17 protein-coding genes and 1 pseudogene are annotated in these 18730 nt (G+C 66.8%); 15 read left to right on the forward strand and 3 right to left on the reverse strand.

Going from position 1 to position 18730, the window contains the following annotated elements:
• The 5 genes and pseudogenes from ASE11_RS25765 to ASE11_RS08250 all read left to right on the forward strand — a co-directional run.
• Positions 1 to 107, forward strand: a pseudogene (locus tag ASE11_RS25765) (ABC transporter ATP-binding protein); the annotation flags it as partial.
• Between the two features lie 42 nt (positions 108 to 149).
• Positions 150 to 1403, forward strand: coding sequence for a phenylacetate--CoA ligase family protein (locus ASE11_RS08235; protein WP_056269120.1), 1254 nt, complete (start codon positions 150 to 152; stop codon positions 1401 to 1403).
• Positions 1404 to 1550: 147 nt separating this feature from the next.
• Positions 1551 to 2534, forward strand: a complete 984-nt coding sequence (locus tag ASE11_RS08240) for a tripartite tricarboxylate transporter substrate-binding protein (RefSeq protein WP_056269190.1) — start codon at positions 1551 to 1553, stop codon at positions 2532 to 2534.
• A gap of 123 nt (positions 2535 to 2657) precedes the next feature.
• A complete protein-coding gene (locus ASE11_RS08245) occupies positions 2658 to 3029 on the forward strand; it encodes a hypothetical protein (RefSeq protein ID WP_056269121.1) in 372 nt (123 codons plus the stop codon).
• Entirely contained in the window at positions 3026 to 4018 is a 993-nt protein-coding gene (locus ASE11_RS08250) for a Bug family tripartite tricarboxylate transporter substrate binding protein (protein WP_056269123.1), read from the forward strand. The genes ASE11_RS08245 and ASE11_RS08250 overlap by 4 nt, the downstream gene beginning before the upstream one ends.
• A 227-nt stretch (positions 4019 to 4245) precedes the next feature.
• Here the strand turns inward: ASE11_RS08250 and ASE11_RS08255 are convergent, their stop codons facing one another.
• Positions 4246 to 4572, reverse strand: a complete 327-nt coding sequence (locus ASE11_RS08255; protein WP_056269125.1) for a DUF1840 domain-containing protein — start codon at positions 4570 to 4572, stop codon at positions 4246 to 4248.
• A 116-nt stretch (positions 4573 to 4688) separates the two neighbouring features.
• Here ASE11_RS08255 and ASE11_RS08260 point away from each other — a divergent pair, with 116 nt between their 5' ends.
• The 9 genes from ASE11_RS08260 (at position 4689) to ASE11_RS08300 (ending at position 15730) form a co-directional block, all read left to right on the forward strand.
• The gene (locus ASE11_RS08260) at positions 4689 to 7046 is read left to right on the forward strand and encodes a bifunctional salicylyl-CoA 5-hydroxylase/oxidoreductase (protein ID WP_056269126.1); all 2358 of its coding nucleotides are present in this window, start codon (positions 4689 to 4691) and stop codon (positions 7044 to 7046) included.
• An 11-nt stretch (positions 7047 to 7057) separates the two neighbouring features.
• The gene (locus tag ASE11_RS08265) at positions 7058 to 7537 is read left to right on the forward strand and encodes a MarR family winged helix-turn-helix transcriptional regulator (protein WP_056269192.1); all 480 of its coding nucleotides are present in this window, start codon (positions 7058 to 7060) and stop codon (positions 7535 to 7537) included.
• Positions 7534 to 8388, forward strand: a complete 855-nt coding sequence (locus ASE11_RS08270) for an enoyl-CoA hydratase family protein (protein WP_056269128.1) — start codon at positions 7534 to 7536, stop codon at positions 8386 to 8388. The genes ASE11_RS08265 and ASE11_RS08270 overlap by 4 nt, the downstream gene beginning before the upstream one ends.
• Before the next feature lies 1 nt (position 8389).
• Positions 8390 to 9586 carry an acyl-CoA dehydrogenase family protein gene (locus ASE11_RS08275; protein WP_156406274.1) on the forward strand — a complete coding sequence of 399 codons (1197 nt, stop codon included), beginning with the start codon at positions 8390 to 8392 and terminating at the stop codon, positions 9584 to 9586.
• A gap of 121 nt (positions 9587 to 9707) precedes the next feature.
• Complete coding sequence (locus ASE11_RS08280; RefSeq protein WP_056269197.1) at positions 9708 to 11360, forward strand: AMP-binding protein; 1653 nt, start codon at positions 9708 to 9710, stop codon at positions 11358 to 11360.
• 10 nt (positions 11361 to 11370) lie between these two features.
• Positions 11371 to 11778: a RidA family protein gene (locus tag ASE11_RS08285; protein WP_056269130.1), complete on the forward strand. Its 408-nt coding sequence runs from the start codon at positions 11371 to 11373 to the stop codon at positions 11776 to 11778.
• A gap of 162 nt (positions 11779 to 11940) precedes the next feature.
• Positions 11941 to 13218: a PQQ-dependent sugar dehydrogenase gene (locus ASE11_RS08290; protein ID WP_056269132.1), complete on the forward strand. Its 1278-nt coding sequence runs from the start codon at positions 11941 to 11943 to the stop codon at positions 13216 to 13218.
• A 37-nt stretch (positions 13219 to 13255) separates the two neighbouring features.
• Entirely contained in the window at positions 13256 to 13570 is a 315-nt protein-coding gene (locus tag ASE11_RS08295; RefSeq protein ID WP_056269134.1) for a c-type cytochrome, read from the forward strand.
• Between the two features lie 21 nt (positions 13571 to 13591).
• Complete coding sequence (locus ASE11_RS08300; RefSeq protein ID WP_056269136.1) at positions 13592 to 15730, forward strand: TonB-dependent receptor family protein; 2139 nt, start codon at positions 13592 to 13594, stop codon at positions 15728 to 15730.
• A gap of 20 nt (positions 15731 to 15750) precedes the next feature.
• Here ASE11_RS08300 and ASE11_RS08305 read toward each other — a convergent pair whose 3' ends face one another.
• On the reverse strand, positions 15751 to 16956 hold the full coding sequence (locus ASE11_RS08305) for a sensor histidine kinase (RefSeq protein WP_056269138.1): 1206 nt from the start codon (positions 16954 to 16956) through the stop codon (positions 15751 to 15753).
• A 306-nt stretch (positions 16957 to 17262) separates the two neighbouring features.
• Between ASE11_RS08305 and ASE11_RS08310 the strand changes: the two genes are divergently transcribed.
• Positions 17263 to 17457 carry a hypothetical protein gene (locus tag ASE11_RS08310; RefSeq protein WP_056269140.1) on the forward strand — a complete coding sequence of 65 codons (195 nt, stop codon included), beginning with the start codon at positions 17263 to 17265 and terminating at the stop codon, positions 17455 to 17457.
• 19 nt (positions 17458 to 17476) lie between these two features.
• On the opposite strand, the gene ASE11_RS08315 is transcribed toward ASE11_RS08310, so the two are convergent.
• Positions 17477 to 18634, reverse strand: a complete 1158-nt coding sequence (locus ASE11_RS08315; protein WP_056269142.1) for an ABC transporter substrate-binding protein — start codon at positions 18632 to 18634, stop codon at positions 17477 to 17479.
• Between the last annotated feature and the right edge of the window lie 96 nt (positions 18635 to 18730).

Consider the following 18730-nt stretch of genomic DNA (forward strand, 5'->3'; position numbering starts at 1 on the left):
GCAACAACGAGGACGTGAAAGAGTTCTACCTGGGCATGGGCGGTGGCGAGCGCAAGAACTTCAAGGACGTGAAAAGCTACAAGCGCAGGAAGCGCTGGCTGGCTTGACTCGTTCCCGGTTGAACCTACCCTCATTCATACTTGGCAGCCATGGCACAGACCGACTTCTTTGACGCCCTCGAAACCCGCTCGACCGAGCAGCGCGAGGCCGAGTTGATGGTGGACCTGGTGGCGCAGGTGGCGCATGCCCAGCACCACAGCGCCGCATTCGCGGACATCCTGCACGGCGTGGAGCCCATGAGCGTGAACAGCCGCGCCGCACTCGCGCGCCTGCCAGTCACGCGCAAGAGCGAATTGTTTGAACGGCAGAAGACGCAACGCGCCACCGATCCCTTTGGCGGCTTCTCCGCGCTGGTGCGGGGCAAGCACATGCCGCGCGTGTTCGCCTCCCCCGGTCCGATCTACGAACCCGAGGGCACGGTGCGCGACTACTGGCGTGCGGGGCGCGCATTGTTTGCCGCAGGCTTTCGCATGGGCGACCTGGTGCACAACGCCTTCAGTTACCACATGACACCCGGCGCGTTCATCCTGGAGTCGGGCGCGCATGCGGTGGGCTGCACCGTGTTTCCGGCCGGCACCGGTCAGACCGAGCAGCAGTTGCAGGCCATCGCCGACCTCAAACCCGCCGCCTACACCGGCACGCCGAGTTTTCTTCGAATCCTGGTGGAGAAGGCCAGGGAGGCGAGCAGCGACATCAGCAGCCTGAAAAAGGCATCGGTGGGCGGTGAAGCCTGTCCGCCCAGCCTGCGGGACTGGTTCACCGAGAACGGCATCGCGGTCTTCCAGACCTACGCCACCGCCGACCTCGGCGTCGTGGCCTACGAGACCGAGGCGCGTGAGGGCTTGCTGATCAACGAGCATGTGATCGTGGAGATCGTGCGCCCGGGCACGGGCGATCCCGTGCCCGATGGCGAGGTGGGTGAACTCGTGGTGACCACGCTCAACGCGGCTTACCCGCTGATCCGGTTCGGCACGGGCGATCTCTCGGCCATCCTGCCCGGCCATTGCCCCACGGGCCGCACGGCCAAGCGCATCAAGGGCTGGATGGGCCGGGCCGACCAGACCACCAAGGTGCGGGGCATGTTCGTGCACGCCTCCCAGGTGGCCGACATTGCCCGGCGTTTTCCGCAGGTCAACAAGGCGCGCCTGGTGATCAGCGGAGAGATGGCCAACGACCAGATGTGCCTGAAGGTCGAGGCCATCGAGGCCGACGACACACTGCGCGAGCTGATCGCGGTCGCGGTGCGCGATGTCACCAAACTGCGGGGCGATGTGCAGCTTGTGCCACCCGGCAGCCTGCCCAACGACGGCAAGGTGATCGAGGACGCGCGCAGCTACCAGTGATGCCCAAGGCCCATCAGTCGCGCGGTGGCCTTGGCTGCAGCGCAGCAGAGGGTTTTCCCAGGCGGCCAGCTAAGTAATTTCCGCGATTTCCCGCCGTCACATGGGGGATACCATTTGAGCGTTCCCTAAACTCAGATGGAGATCTCCATGAAAAAACTGCTTGCTGTCGCTTTGGCGGCCACCGTTTCAGCCGGCGCTTTTGCGCAGGCCTTCCCCGCGAAACCCATCACGTTCGTGGTGCCTTTCGCCGCCGGTGGCCCCACCGATCTGGTGGCTCGCCGTCTGGCCGAAGCCATGCGCAAGCCCCTGGGCGGCGCCAACATCGTGGTTGAAAACGCCGCCGGTGCTGGCGGCACCATCGCCGGCACCAAGGTGGCCCGTGCCAACCCCGACGGCTACACCCTGCTGGTCTGGCACATCGGCATGGCCGCCACCACCAGCCTGTACCGCAAACAGCAGTTCAAGCCACTCGAAGACTTCGAGTACCTGGGCTTGATCAACGACGTGCCCATGACCCTGCTGGGCACCAACAAGCTCAACGCCAACACCTACCGCGACTTCGAGTCCTACATCCGCGCCAACGGCGGCAAGCTCAACCTGGCCCACGCCGGTCTGGGTTCAGCCTCCCACATCTGCGGCCTGATGTGGCAATCGGCTGTGAAACTCGACAAGTCCATGACCACCATCGCCTACCGCGGTACGGGCCCGGCCATGAACGACCTGATCGGCGGCCAGGTGGACGTGATGTGCGACCAGACCACCAACACCACCGCGCAGATCGAAGCCGGCCGCGTGAAGGCCTTCGCCGTGACGACCGCCAAGCGACTGGACGGCCACAAACTGCTCAAGGACTACCCGTCGCTGCAGGAAATGGGTCTCAAGGGCTTCAACCTGACCATCTGGCACGGCCTGTACGCGCCCAAGGGCACGCCGGCCGATGTGACCAAGAAGCTCAACGACGCACTGCAGGTGGCCCTGAAGGACCCCGAGTTCATCAAGAGCCAGGAAGACCTCGGCGCCATCGTCGTGACCGACAGCCGCGTCACCCCCGCAGGCCACAAGGCTTTCGTGGCCAACGAGATCACCAAGCTCAAGACCGCCATTGACGCTGCCGGCCAGTTCGCCGACTGACAGGGAAGCACCCCTGCGGCGCTTCGCGCCACCCCCTCAAGGGGGCGACACCTTGGGCCGGCGGAGCCGGACCCTTGGTGTCTCTGGGTGGAGACTGGCGCGCCGACCAGGCATCGTGACCACATGATCTCGATCAGAGTGGTGGACTCCATCACCGAACTGCAGCCCGCTGATGCGGGCTGCATTGCTTTGAGCGGTTCGCACGGGGGCTTGAGTTCGGCGCGCTACGCGCTGGCGGTCCGGCCGCTGCTCTCGGTCTTCAACGACGCGGGCGTGGGACTGGACGCCGCCGGCATCGCCGGCCTCGAACTGCTGCAATCGCACGATCTCGCAGCCTGCACGGTGTCGCACACAAGCGCGCGCATCGGGCAGGCAACCAGTACATTGGCCCATGGCGTGGTCAGCCACGCCAACGCCGCGGCGCAAGCTTTGGGCATCCGCACCCAGGAGCGCCTGCAACCGCAAACAGACAACCTGAGCCGGAGACAACCATGAACCTTTCCCGTCGCACCCTCGTCGCATTGGCCGTTGCCGCCACCACCCTTCCTGGCCTGGTGGCCGCCCAGACGGCCTGGCCGAGCAAGCCAATCCGCATCGTGGTGCCCTTTGCACCGGGCGGCACCACCGACATCCTCGCGCGCACGCTGGCGCCCGAACTCACCAAGGCGCTCGGCCAACCGGTGGTGGTGGAAAACCGCGCGGGTGCTGGGGGCAACATCGGCGCCGACCTGGTGGCCAAAGCACCGAACGATGGCTACACCCTGCTCATGGGCACGGTGGGCACGCACGGCATCAACAAATCGCTCTACTCGAAACTGCCCTACGACCCGCAGAAAGACTTCGCCCCCATCACGCTGGTGGCCGGCGTGCCCAACGTGATGGTGATGAACACCAGGCGCGCACAGGAACTGGGCATCAACAGCGTGGCCGACTTCGTGAAGTACGCCAAGTCCCACCCCGGCCGGCTCAACATGGCGTCCAGCGGCAACGGCACCTCGATCCACCTGGCGGGCGAGCTGTTCAAGTCGCGCACCGGCATCTTCATGACGCACATCCCCTACCGCGGATCGGGTCCAGCCATGACCGACATGCTCGGTGGCGCCATGGACGTGATGTTCGACAACCTGCCCTCCGCCATGCCGCACATCCAGTCGGGCGGCTTGAAGGCCTTTGCCGTGACCAGCGCGGTGCGTTCCAGCGCGCTGCCCGACACACCCACCGTGGCCGAAGCCGGCGCACTGCCGGGCTTTGAAGCCAGCTCCTGGTTCGGCCTGCTGGCACCCGCCGGCACACCGCCCGAGGTGGTGAACCGCCTGCAACAGGAAACCGCCAAGGCGCTGGGCCTGCCCGCGGTGAAAGAGCGGCTCGTGGCGCAAGGCGCGATCCCCAGCGGCAACACCCCTGCAGAGTTCGGCAAGCTGATCGAAGCCGAGATCGCGAAGTGGGCGCCGGTGGTGAAGGCCTCCGGCGCCAGAGTTGATTGACCCCCCCCGCGCTGCGCGCGCCCCCCTGAAAGGGGGCGATGCCTACGTCCCGGCGGAGCCGGTTCCGTGGCATCTCTGGGTTCGGGCATTGCGCTGCGGAGCGCGTTCCCGCTTCCAGCGCCAACCAAGGCAGCCGGAGAGATCCGATCCGCCGCCGGGCCGCCCCAAGGCGGATCAGCCCCCTCGGGGGGCAGCGGACCTCGCGCAGCGGGGGAGCGTGGGGGCCTTCAGACCCCCCAGACGATATCGACCGCAGCCTTCTCGCAACGCTGCATCATCTCGATGAATGGCGCGCTGCGCATGCGCAGGCTGACCTGATCGAACTCCGGCGGTACGTCTCCGCGCGCAGCGGCTTCTTCGCGAAGCTTCTTCTGCTCAGCCTCTTCAAGCACGATGGCATCGCGGATGGCCTGGATGGCGGCCGGCATCTGCTGATGCATCACGACCCCTGGCCCCGAGGGGTCTTTGCCGAGAATTTCCAACAAGCGCTTGCCGTGCTGCTTCAGCATCACCAGGTCGCCGGTTTCGCGGGATTTGAATCGGTACACGGACATAGAGGCCTCCTTGGCGGTTCATTGTTGCACCAAAGTACTCCATAGGGGCACGGGTACAAGCCAGATTCGGGTAAACCCGATTGAAGCTGAATAATTCAAGTCTAAACTAATTAGGCATGAACACTTCAGACTCGCCTCTTCAACGGATCCTGTGCATCGGCGGCGGCCCGGCCGGCCTGTATTTCGCCTTGCTGATGAAGCGGCGTGATCCATCGCTCACCGTGACGGTGGTCGAACGCAACCGGCCGTTCGACACCTTCGGCTGGGGCGTGGTGCTGTCGGATCAGACGCTCGGCAATCTGCGCGCGGCCGATCCGGAATCGGCCACGCTCATTGGCGAAGCGTTCAACCACTGGGACGACATCGAGGTCTTCTACAAGGGCGGCCGCGTGCGTTCGGGAGGTCATGGGTTCTGCGGCATCGGGCGCAAGAAGCTGCTCAATATCCTGCAAGACCGTTGCCTGGCATTGGGTGTCGACCTGGTGTTCGAGACCGACGTGACCGACGACCAGGCGCTGGCCGCCCAGTACAACGCCGATCTGGTGATTGCCAGCGACGGCCTCAACAGCCGCATCCGCACCCGCTACGCCGAGACCTTCCAGCCCGACATCGACACGCGGGAATGCCGCTTCGTCTGGCTCGGCACCAAGAAGACCTTCGACGCCTTCACCTTCGATTTCGTGCAGACCGAGCACGGCTGGTTTCAGGCGCATGCCTACAAATTCGACGGCGAAACCTCGACCTTCATCGTCGAGACTCCCGAGGCGGTGTGGAAGGCGCACGGTATCGACCAGATGGAGCAGGCCGAAGGTGTGGCGTTCTGCGAGCGTCTCTTCGCCGACCGGCTGGAAGGGCACGCCCTCATCAGCAACGCGCAGCATCTGCGTGGCTCGGCCAACTGGATCCGCTTCCCACGCGTGATCTGCAAGACTTGGGTGCACAAGACTGAGGTGTCTGGACGCCAGATACCTATCGTGCTCATGGGCGACGCCGCCCACACCGCGCATTTCTCCATCGGCAGTGGCACCAAGCTCGCACTGGAAGACGCCATCGATCTCGCCAACGAATTCACACGACACGCGAATGCCGACATGGCCGAGGTGCTGCAGGGCTACGAAGCACGCCGCAGTGTGGAAGTGCTGAAGATCCAGAACGCCGCGCGCAACTCCACCGAATGGTTCGAGAACGTGGACCGCTACACCGGCATGGAGGTGGAGCAGTTCGCTTACTCGCTGCTCACACGCAGCCAGCGCATCAGCCATGAGAATTTGCGCCTGCGCGACCCGGCCTGGCTTGAGGGCTACGAAGCCTGGCTCGAAGCGCAGGCGAAGCCCGACACGCCGGTGAAAAATCATCCGACACCGCCCATGCTGCTGCCGCTCACCGTGCGCGGCCTCACCCTGAAGAACCGCATCGTCGTCTCGCCCATGGCGCAGTACAGCGCGGTGGACGGCGCGGTGGGCGACTACCACCTGGTGCATCTGGGTGCGCGCGCACTCGGCGGTGCGGCGCTGGTGATGGTGGAGATGACCAGCCCCACGCCCGAAGGTCGCATCACACCCGGTTGCCCCGGTTTGTGGAACGACGTGCAGCAAGCCGCCTTCGAGCGCATCGTGCACTTCACGCATGGCAGCCATGCGCACATCGGCATCCAGCTCGGCCACAGCGGCCCCAAGGGCTCAACGCAGCTGGGCTGGGAGCGCATCGACGAACCGCTGGAGTCCGGCAACTGGCCTGTGATCTCGGCCAGCGCCGTGCCCTACGGCCCGCAGAACCAGACACCGCGCGCCATGACCCGTGACGACATGGACGCGCTCACCGCGGCCTTCGTCGAGTCCACCCAACGCGCCGCCGCCGCCGGCTTCGACTGGCTCGAGCTGCACTGCGCGCACGGCTACCTACTCTCGGCCTTCATCTGCCCGCTGACCAACCTGCGCACCGACGAGTACGGCGGCTCACTGGCCAACCGCTGCCGCTACCCGCTGGAGGTGTTCGCCGCCATGCGCGCCGTGTGGCCACAGGACCGGCCCATGAGCGTGCGCATTTCCGCGCACGACTGGGCGCCCGGCGGCAACACGCCGGACGACGCGGTCGAAATCGCGCGGCTGTTCAAGGCCGCCGGCTGCGACGTGATCGACGTGTCCTCGGGTCAGACCACGCGTGCGGCCAAGCCCATCTACGGCCGCATGTACCAGACACCGTTTGCCGACCGCGTGCGCAACGAGGCCGACATCCTGACCATGGCGGTGGGCGCGATCAGCGAAGCCGACCACGCCAACAGCATCATCGCGGCCGGCCGCGCCGACCTCTGCGCCGTGGCCCGTCCCCACCTGGCCGACCCGGCCTGGACCTTGCACGAGGCCGCGAAGCTGCAGACCCGCGCCCTGCAATGGCCACGCCAATACGACAGCGGCCGCGACCAGCTGTACCGCGAAACCGCGCGTCAGCAAGCCTTGAAAGACAACACCCCATGAACGATTCGCCCTTGGATCTGGAAGCGCGAGCCCACAGCGAACACGCGCACGAGTTGCGTTTGTGGCTGCGTCTGCTCACCTGCTCACAACTGATCGAAAAGCGCGTGCGCGCCGGCCTGCGCGAGCAGTTCGACACGACGCTGCCGCGCTTTGACCTCATGGCCCAGCTGGAGCGCCACCCCGAGGGTTTGAAGATGAAAGAGCTCTCGCACCGACTCATGGTCACCGGCGGCAATGTCACCGGCATCACCGACCAGCTGGTCAACGAAGGCCTGGTGGAGCGGCTGGGTGTGGACGGCGATCGCCGCGCGTTTCGCGTGGCGCTCACCGACCTCGGCCGCGCCACCTTCGCCGAGATGGCACGCCGGCACGAGGAGTGGATCGTGGACGCCTTCGAAGGCCTGAGCCCGCGCGATCTGGAGAGCCTGCACAAGCTGCTGGGCAAGGTGAAGGCCCACCAACTCGACATCAACCAACGCATCGACGAATGAAACACCCCATCCCTGACCACAACCCCATGCGCGGCCAGTACACCACCATGGCCGATGCACGCCCCAGCCACTTCGCGCTCAGCGTGAACGAGGGCGTGGCCACCGTCACACTCAACCGGCCCGAGCGCAAGAACCCGCTGACCTTCGAGTCGTATGCCGAACTGCGCGACTGGTTCCTGGCCCTGCAGAAAAGCACCGACATCAAAGCCGTGGTGCTCACTGGCGCGGGCGACAACTTCTGCTCGGGCGGCGATGTGCACGAGATCATCGGTCCGCTCACGAAGATGACCATGCCCGAGTTGCTGGCCTTCACCCGCATGACCGGTGCGTTGGTGAGCGCCATGCGTGCCTGCCCACAGCCCATCGTGGCCGCACTCGACGGCGTGTGTGCCGGGGCTGGCGCCATGATGGCTTTGGCCTCGGACCTGCGCCTGGGCACGCCAGCGGCCACGGTGGCCTTCCTCTTCACGCGTGTGGGTCTGGCCGGTGCCGACATGGGCGCCTGCGCGCTGTTGCCACGCATGATCGGCCAGGGCCGCGCAAGCGAACTGCTGTTCACCGGCCGCGCTATGACGGCCGCCGAAGGCCACGCCTGGGGTTTCTTCAACGCGCTGCACGAGAGCGCCGCGCTGCTGCCCGCCGCGCACAAGCTCGCCGCGCAACTCGCACAGGGACCCACCTTCGCGCACGGCATGACCAAGACCATGCTGCACCAGGAGTGGGCCATGACGCTGGACCAGGCGATCGAGGCCGAGGCGCAGGCGCAGGCCATCTGCATGCAGACGCAGGATTTCAAACGCGCCTACGAAGCCTTCGCTGCGAAGCAGCGGCCCGTGTTTGAGGGAGATTGACATGGTCGCCTTCGAACACCCTCACGGCATGCACCCACCGCAATCGCAGTGGGAACTGCCCTTCTTCGACGCACACCACCGCGAGATGGCGCCGCGCCTGGCCGACTGGGCCGCGCTGCAAGACGTGAACGAGAGCGACGACCGCGCTGCCTGCCAGGACTGGGTCGCGCGCCTGGGGCGCGACGGCTGGCTGCGCTACTGCGTGCCGGCCGCGCACGGCGGCGCATTGCCCGCGCTCGATTCGCGCTCGCTGGTGATCCTGCGCGAGACGCTGGCTTTCCATTCGCCCTTGGCCGACTTCGCGTTTGCGATGCAGGGTCTGGGCAGCGGGGCCATCACGCTCGCCGGCACGCCCGCGCAACAAGCGAAGTACCTGAACGCGGTGGCCAGTGGCCAGAAGATAGCGGCCTTCGCGCTGAGCGAGCCCGAGGCCGGCTCCGACGTGGCCGCCATGGCCACGCAGGCCGTGCAGACCGCCAGCGGCTGGACATTGAACGGAACCAAGACCTGGATCAGCAACGGCGACCTGGCCGACTTCTATGTCGTGTTCGCCAAGACCGATCCGCAGGCCGGCGCGCGCGGCATCAGCGCCTTCATCGTCGATGCACAACAACCCGGCCTGGACAGCAGCGAACACCTCCACGTGATGGCGCCGCACCCGCTGGCCACGCTGCAGTTCAACGGCTGCACCATCGGCAACGACGCGATGGTCGGCCCGCTGCACGGTGGCTTCAAGCTCGCCATGCAGACGCTGGACATCTTCCGCGCCTCGGTGGCCGCCGCCGCGCTCGGCATGGCGCGCCGTGCGTTCGCCGAAGCTGTGGCGCAAGCGAAGCACCGCAAGATGTTTGGCCAGACGCTGGCCGACTTCCAGCTCACGCAGGCCCGCCTGGGCGAGATGAGCGCGCTGATCGACGCCGCCGCACTGCTCACCTACCGCGCAGCCTGGCAGCGCGACTGCAGCGCCACCCAGGGCGCGGGCACACCGGCCTACACCACGGCCGCGGCCACCGCCAAACTCACCGCCACCGAGAACGCGCAGCGTGTGATCGACATGGCGCTGCAGATGTTCGGCGGGCGCGGTGTGCAGGTGGGCCAGAAGGTGGAGAGCCTGTACCGCGACATCCGATCGCTGCGCATCTATGAAGGTGCGAGCGAGGTGCAACTGTTGATCCTTGGAAAAGCGGCATTGAAATGAACACCCCCGCCGCGCTCCGCGCGACCCCCTCAAGGGGGCAATGCCTGCGGCCCGGCAAAGCCGGTTCCGCGGCATTCTGGTCCAAGGCCCCTCACGCCGGAAATTCCACCGGGAGCGAATGATGAAGATCTCCATCCCTTCCGCCCAGGTCGATCACTTCGTGCACGACCACCTGCCCCCGCCCGAGCAGTGGCCCGAGCTGCGCTTCGACCGGCCCGAGCTGCAACTGCCCGCGCAGGTCAACGCCGTGCAGGCGCTGTTCGAGCGCGCCACCGCCGCCGGCCATGCCGATCGCCCGCTGTTTCGCAGCGACGAGCGCACGCTGAGCTACGCGCAGGCGCAGACCGAGGTGAACCGCATCGCCAACGCCCTGACGGTGGAGCTGGGCCTGGTGCCCGGCAACCGCGTGCTGCTGCGCGGCGGCAACTCGGTGGCCATGGCGCTGGCCTGGCTCGCCACGGTGCAGGCCGGGCTGGTCGCGGTGGCCACCATGCCGCTGCTGCGCGCCAAGGAGCTCGGCGCCATCATCGCCAAGGCACAGCCCGTGCTGGCGCTGTGCGACGTGAAACTGCAGGACGAACTCAAAGCGGCGCTGGCGACCGATCCCACCACCGCCGGCATGACGATGCTGGTGTTCAACACCGGTGACGCGGAGGTGCCGCATTCGCTCGAAGCCATGGCGGCTCGCCAGTGCGTGCACAGCGCGCCCTGCCCCACGGCCGCCACCGACATCGCGCTGCTCGCCTTCACCTCGGGCACCACCGGCACGCCCAAGGCCGCGGTGCACACCCACCGCGACGTGCTCGCCGCCTGCGAGACCTGGCCGCGCCACGTGCTGCGCGCCACACCCGACGACATCGTCGTGGGCTCGCCGCCGCTGGCATTCACCTTCGGCCTGGGCGGCCTGCTGGTGTTTCCCATGTGGGCCGGCGCCTCGGTGTACTTCCCCTCCATCCCCTACACGCCCGAGGCCATGGTGCAGCTGATCGCCCGCGTGGGCGCCACCATCTGCTACACCGCGCCAACCTTCTACCGCCAGATGGCCGCGTTCGCCAAAGTGCACGGCATCGGCAGGCTGCGCATCAGCGTGAGCGCGGGCGAAGGCCTGCCGGACGCCACGCGCCAGCTCTGGAAGCAAGCCACCGGGCTGGAGATGCTTGATGGCATCGGCGCCACCGAGATGTTCCATATCTTCATCTCCTCGCCGCCCGAGTCGGTGCGCCGCGGCGCCATCGGCCAGGTCGTGCCGGGCTACGAGGCACGCGTGGTCGACGACGAAGGCCAACCGCTGCCGACCGGCCAGGTGGGCAAGCTCGCGGTGATCGGCCCCACCGGTTGCCGCTACCTGGACGATGCGCGCCAGACGAACTACGTCAAGGACGGCTGGAACCATCCTGGCGATGCCTTCCGCATGGATGCCGACGGCTACTTCTTCTACCAGGCGCGCACCGACGACATGATCATCACCGCCGGCTACAACGTGGCCGGCCCCGAGGTGGAAGCCGCCCTGCTGGAGCACCCGGCCGTGGCCGAGTGCGGTGTGGTGGGCAAGCCCGATGACGACCGCGGCCAGATCGTGCAGGCCTTCGTGGTGCTCAAGCCGGGGCACCCTGCCGACGCCGCGCAGGTCAAGGCACTGCAGGACCACGTGAAGCACAGCCTGGCCCCGTACAAATACCCGCGCGAGGTGGTCTTTGTCCCCCAACTTCCGCGCACCGAAACCGGCAAGCTGCAGCGTTTTGCGCTGCGCCAGCAAGCCCCCTCGCAACACTGAGACAACCGAGATGAAACACCTGCAACCGCCCGGCTGGGCCACTCCCAAGGGCTACGCCAACGGCATCGCCGCGCGCGGCACCCACGTCTTCGTCGGCGGCCAGATCGGCTGGAACGCCGCCCAGACCTTCGAGAGCGACGACTTCATCGCGCAAACCCGCCAGGCGTTGCTCAACATCCGCGACGTGCTGGCCTGCGCCGACGCGGAACCGCAGCACATGGTGCGCATGACCTGGTACATCACCGACCGGGTGGAGTACAACGCCCGCCTGCGCGAACTCGGTGCGGCCTACCGTGAGGTGATGGGCAAACACTTCCCCGCCATGACCTGCGTGGAGGTCAGCGCGCTGGTCGAAGCGCGGGCCAAGGTGGAGATCGAGGTGACGGCGGTGGTGCCCGACCAGGGCCGCCTGCCCTGAGGGGGTCGTGCACCCGCTCCTATCACGGCCACCAGGCGTTTTGAGCGGCGCAACAGCCAATCCCACACCAGGCATGTGGCTTGCACGCGGCCCCGGTTTCCCTCCAGAATGATTTTCTCGAAAAGTGGTTTTCGAGACTTGAATCACACAGAGGAGACAAACATGACAAGCAAAAAGCTGCTGCTGGCGCTGATGGCCTGCGGCTTGGCCACGGGCGCACTGGCCCAGGCTGGCAAGGACAACCTGGCCACACTCAAGCAGATGAAGGTGTCAGGCGTCGACCTGAACATTCCGCCGGTTCCGCAGGAGGGCAAGAACGCCGACGCGATCCGCGCCAACCTCAAGGCCGTGAAGTTGCCACCTGGCTTCAAGATCGACCTCTACGCCGTGGTGCCCGACGCGCGTCACATGGCGGTGGCACCCTCCACCAACATGCTCTTCGTGGGCACGCGCAAGACACGCGTCTGGGCCGTGACCGACCGCAACGGTGACGGCGCGGCCGACGAGGTGAAACCCTTCGCGCCGTCGCTCAACTTCAAGGTGCCCAACGGCGTGTGCTGGACCAAGGACGGTTTCCTCATCGTGGTCGAACACAACCGCGTGCTCAACTTCCCCGCCGCCGAGTTCTTCTACGAAGGCCCGGACGTGGCCGTGATCGAGGTGGTGCCCCAGGGCGGCCTGATCCCGGTGGAGGAGGAGTCGTTCAACCACGGCGCTCGCACCTGCCGCGTGGCCGATGACGGCACGCTCTACATCACCCTGGGCCAGCCGCACAACGTGCCGCCCGCGGGCAAGGTCGAGCTGTACGACAAGCTGGGCATCGGCGGTGTGGTGCGCATGAACGCGTTCGACGGTTCCAAGCGCGAGGTGTTTTCGCGCGGCATGCGCAACTCGGTCGGCATGGACATCAACCCCAAGGACAAGTCGGTATGGTGGACCGACAACCAGACCGACGGCCTGGGTGACGACGTGCCGCCGGGTGAACTCAACCGCGCCACCAAGGTCGGTGAACACTTCGGCTACCCCTACTGGAACGGCAAGTACAAGGTGGCCGGCTCCCCTGCGGCGCCCGACCTGAAGGACATGAAGGAACCGGCCAACGCGGTCTTTCCGCAGGTGGAGTTCCCCGCCCACCAGGCCCAGTTGGGCATGACCTTCTACAACGGCAAGCAGTTCCCGGCCAGGTACCAGGGCGGCATCTTCGTGGCCTCGCACGGCTCGTGGAACCGCAGCCAGGCCACCGGCGCGCTGATCAACTTCATACCACTCAACGCCAACGGCACCGCCGGCAAGGCCGAGGTGTTCGCCGAGGGCTGGCTGGACGGCAACGGCGTGTACAAGGGCCGCCCGGTGGACGTGGCGCCGATGAAGGATGGCTCGCTGCTGATCTCGGACGACTACGTCGGCGCGATCTACCGCGTCACCTATTCACCGAACTGATCGGGCGCCCCTTCATGTTTGAACGGATCTCCTCTCCATGCGAATCCCCATCCTCCTGGCCGCAGCCCTGAGCGTCGGCGCTGCCCACGCAGCCGATCCCGTGGTGGGCCGCACCAAGGCCAACGCGGCGTGCGCGGTCTGCCACGGTCCCAACGGCATGTCCATGGTGCCCAACGCTCCCCACCTGGCGGGGCAACCCACCATCTACCTGGTGGAGCAGCTCAAGAACTACCGCAGCGGCAAGCGCCCCCATGAGGTGATGGGCGTGATCGCCAAACCCCTGACCGACACCGAGATCGAGGATCTCGCGGCCTGGTATTCGTCGCTGCAGATCAGCGTTCAAGTTCCCTGACATCCAAGCCCCATCCCCACCATGCAAGTGCGCTCCCTGGTTCTCTTTCCCCTGGCCGTGCTGCCCGCCTGGCTACACGCCCAGACCACCCCCCAGCCGCCCGAAGCCGATGGTGGCGCCCTCGCGCCCGTTGTCATCACCGGCAGCAGCTCGGCCGACCGGCGCTGGCGCGGCAGCGCCACGGTGGACGTGGTCGATGGCCGCGAACTGCGCGACGGCCAGTTGCAGATCAACCTGTCCGAGGGTCTGGCGCGCGTGCCGGGCCTGGTCATCCGCAACCGCGAGAACTATGCGCAGGATCTGCAGGTCTCCATCCGCGGTTATGGCGCGCGCAGCACCTTTGGTGTGCGCGGCGTGCGCCTGTTTGTTGACGGCATTCCAGCGAGCGCGCCCGACGGTTCGGGCCAGGCGGCCAACTTCCCGCTGGGCAGCGCCGAGCGCATCGAGGTTGTGCGTGGGCCGTTCTCGGCGCTTTATGGCGCCTCCAGTGGCGGGGCGATCCTGCTGTACACCGAAGACGGTGGCCGCCCGGGCGAGATTCGCGCGGGTGTGGCCGCTGGCGCCAACGGCCTGTGGCGCTTTTCGACCCAGGCCACCGGCCAGACCGGCACGACTGACGCACCGGGCTGGTCGTACACGCTGGACGTGGGCAAGTTCGCCACCGACGGTGCACGTCCGCAGTCGGCCGCGCACCGCAGCACCGCCAACGCCCGACTCTCGCGCGCCCACGACGGCGGGCGCACCACCCTGGTCTTCAACCGGCAGAGCGCGTTCGCACTCGATCCGCAAGGCTTGAGCCGCGCGCAGTTCGATGCCAACCCCGAACAAACCGCACCACAACCCATCCTGTTCAACACACGCAAGTCGGTCTCGCAAACGCAGGCCGGTCTGGCCTGGGACCAGGCGCTGGGCAACGGGCACAAGGTCGAACTCATGAGCTACGCCGGCCAGCGCCGGGTGATCCAGTTCCAGTCGATCCCGCCGGGCAACCAGAACCCCGTCACCAGCCCCGGCAACTCGGGTGGTGTGATCGACCTCGACCGCGACTACTGGGGTTTCAACGCGCGCTGGCGTCTGCAGCGCGAGTGGAACGGCGGCCAACTGGACCTGAGCGCCGGCCTGGCGGGCGATCGGCAGACCGACCTGCGTCGCGGCTATCAGAACTTCACCGGGCCGGCCGCGACACCGACCGCCCTGGGCGTGCTCGGGGCGCTGCGCCGGGACGAAACCAACCGCGCCACCACGCTCGACCCCTACGTACGCGCGTCCTGGCAGAAAGAAGACTGGACACTCGAAGGTGGGCTGCGCCGGGTCAACGCGCGGTACGTGTCCTCCGACACCTTCCTGTCCAACGGTGACCAGAGCGGCCGCGTGAAGTTCGACGGCTACCTGCCGGTGGTCGGGGTGCGCTGGCAGCTCGCGCCCCGGTTGCAAGCCTTCGCCTCCGTGGGACGGGGCCTGGAAACGCCCACCCTCAACGAGGCCGCGTACCGCAGCGATGGCGGCGCCGGCCTCAACACCGCCCTCAATGCGTCACGCAGCACCAGTGCCGAGATCGGCCTGCGCGGACGCAACGCGGCAGGCCTGTGGAACGCCACGCTGTTCGACATCCGCACCCGCGACGAGATCGTCTCCGCCGGCACGATCGATGGGCGCGCGACCTTCGCCAACGGCGGCAGCACGAAACGCCAGGGCCTGGAACTCTCGGCCGAGTACGGCATGGGCAGCGTCACGCTGAGCAGTGCCTACACCTACCTGCGCGCGCGCTACGGCAGCGGCACCGCCAGCATTCCCGCCGGCAACCGCATGCCGGGTCTGCCCGAACACCAGCTCTTCGCGCAGCTGGCGTGGGCCCCGGCCCTGGTCTCGGGCATCGGCGGCGTCTTCACGCTGGAGGCCCGGCACACCGGGAGCGTGTTTGCCAACGACGCCAACACCCGCACCACCGCGCTGGCGGAAAAGCACACCTTGCTGGGCATCGGCGCGCGCTTCGAGCAGACCACCGGCGCGTGGACGTGGCGCGAGTTCGTGCGCATCGACAACCTCACCGACAGGAAGCACGTGGGCTCGGTGATCGTCAACGACGGCAACAGCCGCTTCTTCGAGCCTGGTCAGGGCCGTTCGCTTTCGGCCGGGGTGGAACTCACGCGGCGCTTCTGAACCAAGGCCGCGCTGCCTGTTCAGGCCGGCAGGCGGCCGAACTCGCTCTCCGGATCGATCACCTGCGCCGGCAGGCTGATGGCAAAGGTGCAGCCAGCGCTGGACGCCGCCTCGCACCAGATGCGCCCGCCGTGGCGCTCGACGATGCGCTGCGTGAGAGCCAGACCGGTGCCGATGCCCTCGTAGTCCATCGAATGGTGTTGCCGCTGGAACAGGGCAAACAGGTTGGGCGCGTGCTCCAGGTCAAAACCCACGCCGTTGTCCCGCACGAACACCACCCGCTCACCGGTGCTGTCGGTCCACTGGCCCACCTCGATGCGGGCCGCAGCGCGGGTGCGCGTGAAGTTCACCGCGTTCTCCAGCAGGTTGCGCAGCACCTCGGCCAGGAGGATCGCGTCACCACGCACCTGGGGCAGATCGTCGTCGATCACCCACTCGATCGAACGCGCTGGATGTTCGGCCTGCAGGTGCCTCACCACACCGTGCACCAGCGGACTCAACGGCACTTGCTGGCGAGCCAACGACACGCGCCCCATGCGCGCGTACTCCAGCAAGCCCTCGATCATCAAACCCATGCGTTTGCTCGCCTTGGCGATCGAGGCCTGGTACTGCAACAGCTGGCTGTCACCGCCGGGGCCCAGGCGCTCCTGCGCCAGCGCCACGAAGCTGGAAATGTGGCGCAGCGGCGCCCGCAGATCGTGCGAGACGCTGTGCGAGAACACGTCGATGTCCTTGTTCGCCGCCACCAACTGGTTGGTGCGCCGGGTCACGCGCTGCTCCAGGTCGCGCCTGAGCTGGGCCACGTGGTGTTCGGCCTGGCTGCGCGCGGTGGCATCCAGCACCACGGCGCTGGCGCACAGAAAGTGCCCATCGGCATCCAGCACCGGGTCGATGCCGACCTCGGCCCTGAACACCTTGTCGTCGGGACCGGGGATGTCCAGCTCCAGCGGCGCACCCAAGCCCCCGCGCGCGAGCATGGCCAGGTACGAACCGAGCAAGGCGCGGGAGTGCGCGTCGGTCAGGCCCACGAGGCTCAGGAAGTCCGTGGCCTGCGTGGGTCGGCCGTCCTTGAAGCCGCGGGCATCCAGGCCCAGCCAATCGATCAGCGTGTGGTTGATGTGGACCACGCGCAGCTCTGCGTCGATGGAGACGAGTCCGCAGGGCACCCGGTCGTACAGGGCGCGGGCGCTGGTGGAGAGTTGGGGCGAAGCTGACGTGTTGTCCATGGCGTCTCGTTCGGGAGGGGACACAGGGAGGGCGATCAGCGACCGCGCCGGCCAACCACGCAGGGTCTGCGGTTGCGGTTCTGAATTTCAGTATCGGCCAAAAGCCGACGCGATGGTGCGACTTTTTGTCAAGTCCCGGCGGTGCGCTCAGGCCTGTCGGCGCTCACTTGGCAGCCGCGAGAACGGAAACCGATCGAGCGACCCGGGCTTGGGGAGTCACCCCTGATGCTTCATTAGCAATTCTGATGAAACAGACGCTTCACGCCTCAAACACCTAAAATAAGGGTTAACCCCAGGATAGTTGCCATGTTGAAGTTTTTTCAGACCTTTTTCCAGACGCCCCGTTTCCAGGTCGGCGTTCGCGTCAACCGCCTGCACCAGGGCAGCCTGGACCGCACCGACGGCCGCGTCGTGGCCCAGACCGATGAAGGCGTGCTCGTTGAGTGGCCGCGCAACGGCTCGGGCTGGGAGCACCCGAACGCCCTCTGCCAGCAGGGCTGATCCGGGCGCAGCCGGACCCTCAGGTCCGCACGCGTCCGTCGCCCGTGAGCATGGACAGCTCCGCGTAACGCGAGGCCACGTGGTTGGTGGGGCTCAGCGACACCGAATAGCCCCCGAAGGAGGTGGTGCCGATCGACTCCAGCCCGCTGATGAGGCCATCGCGCGTGATGCGCGAGCCCGCGCGGCGCAGTCCTTCGGCGAAGAGCTTGGCGGCCAGGAAGCCTTCCATGCTGGAGAAGTTGGCCTGCACCTTGTTGCCACCTTTGGCAATCGCTTCCTGGAACTCGCGCGAGATCGGTTTGGAAGCCGCGTAGGGCGTGGGCATCACCTGTGACACCACCACGCCCGCGCCGTCCTTGCCCAGTTCGTCGGCCAGCGCCTGTGTGCCCACGAACGAGACGTTGTAGAACGTGCCACCGTATCCGGCCGCCTTGGCCGCTCGGATGTATGCCGCGCACGACTTGTAGGCACTGATCTGCACCACCGCGTCGGGCTTGGCCGCGTTGATCGTCTCCACCGCCTTCGCCACCTCGACCGAATTGCGCTCCACCGTGGCTGTGGCCACCGGTTCCAGGTTGCGTGATTTCAGCGCCAGCACCGTGCCGTCGAGGCCGGCCTTGCCGTAGGCATCGTTCTGGTGGAACACCGCGATCTTCTTCAGGCCCAGGTTGGTGAGCTGGCGCACGATGAGCTCGGTCTCGTCGTTGTACGAGGCGCGCAAGTGAAACGCGAGCCGGTTGAACGGCTGGCGCAGGCCCATGGCACCGGTGAACGGCGCGAAGAACGGCACGTCGGCCTTGAAGGCCAGCGGCAACGCGGCCACGCTGGTGGGCGTGCCGATGTAGCCGAACAGCGCGAACACGTCGGCCGAGATGAGCTTGTTGGTGTTGTCGACGCAGCGGTCCGGCTCGTAGCCGTCGTCCAGCTGCAAGATCTCCACGCGCTGCTGATTCACCCCACCCTGGCCATTGAGCTGATCGAAGAACAGCTTGGCACCCGCATGAAACTGGATGCCAAGTTGCGCGGCGGCGCCCGTGAACGCGGCCGACTGGCCCAGCACGATGCGGTTGCCCGACTGCGCGCGCAAGCTGGGCACGCCGAGAACTGCTGCGCCGGCGACGAGCCCGCTGAACGCGCGGCGGGACATTCCAGAGACGGCAGTGGGGCGGTTCTTCATGGGTGGGGGCTTCCAGGGGGCATTGCGGGATTCAGCTCTCTTGATGCTACCCACCCCCGTACCCTACCGGAGAGCACTTGGTCCACCCAGTCAACC

It is taken from the genome of Hydrogenophaga sp. Root209, assembly GCF_001428625.1.
GTDB lineage: Bacteria > Pseudomonadota > Gammaproteobacteria > Burkholderiales > Burkholderiaceae_C > Hydrogenophaga.

Excerpts from the sequence above, each read along its gene's own strand:
- ASE11_RS08290 (WP_056269132.1), top strand. The coding sequence starts at position 11,941 with ATGACAAGCAAAAAGCTGCTGCTGGCGCTGATGGCCTGCGGCTTGGCC.
- ASE11_RS08295 (WP_056269134.1), top strand. The coding sequence starts at position 13,256 with ATGCGAATCCCCATCCTCCTGGCCGCAGCCCTGAGCGTCGGCGCTGCC.
- ASE11_RS08280 (WP_056269197.1), top strand. The coding sequence starts at position 9,708 with ATGAAGATCTCCATCCCTTCCGCCCAGGTCGATCACTTCGTGCACGAC.
- ASE11_RS08315 (WP_056269142.1), bottom strand. The coding sequence starts at position 18,634 with ATGAAGAACCGCCCCACTGCCGTCTCTGGAATGTCCCGCCGCGCGTTC.
- ASE11_RS08275 (WP_156406274.1), top strand. The coding sequence starts at position 8,390 with ATGGTCGCCTTCGAACACCCTCACGGCATGCACCCACCGCAATCGCAG.
- ASE11_RS08260 (WP_056269126.1), top strand. The coding sequence starts at position 4,689 with ATGAACACTTCAGACTCGCCTCTTCAACGGATCCTGTGCATCGGCGGC.
- ASE11_RS08255 (WP_056269125.1), bottom strand. The coding sequence starts at position 4,572 with ATGTCCGTGTACCGATTCAAATCCCGCGAAACCGGCGACCTGGTGATG.
- ASE11_RS08270 (WP_056269128.1), top strand. The coding sequence starts at position 7,534 with ATGAAACACCCCATCCCTGACCACAACCCCATGCGCGGCCAGTACACC.
- ASE11_RS08250 (WP_056269123.1), top strand. The coding sequence starts at position 3,026 with ATGAACCTTTCCCGTCGCACCCTCGTCGCATTGGCCGTTGCCGCCACC.
- ASE11_RS08245 (WP_056269121.1), top strand. The coding sequence starts at position 2,658 with ATGATCTCGATCAGAGTGGTGGACTCCATCACCGAACTGCAGCCCGCT.
- ASE11_RS08240 (WP_056269190.1), top strand. The coding sequence starts at position 1,551 with ATGAAAAAACTGCTTGCTGTCGCTTTGGCGGCCACCGTTTCAGCCGGC.
- ASE11_RS08300 (WP_056269136.1), top strand. The coding sequence starts at position 13,592 with ATGCAAGTGCGCTCCCTGGTTCTCTTTCCCCTGGCCGTGCTGCCCGCC.
- ASE11_RS08310 (WP_056269140.1), top strand. The coding sequence starts at position 17,263 with ATGTTGAAGTTTTTTCAGACCTTTTTCCAGACGCCCCGTTTCCAGGTC.
- ASE11_RS08285 (WP_056269130.1), top strand. The coding sequence starts at position 11,371 with ATGAAACACCTGCAACCGCCCGGCTGGGCCACTCCCAAGGGCTACGCC.
- ASE11_RS08305 (WP_056269138.1), bottom strand. The coding sequence starts at position 16,956 with ATGGACAACACGTCAGCTTCGCCCCAACTCTCCACCAGCGCCCGCGCC.
- ASE11_RS08235 (WP_056269120.1), top strand. The coding sequence starts at position 150 with ATGGCACAGACCGACTTCTTTGACGCCCTCGAAACCCGCTCGACCGAG.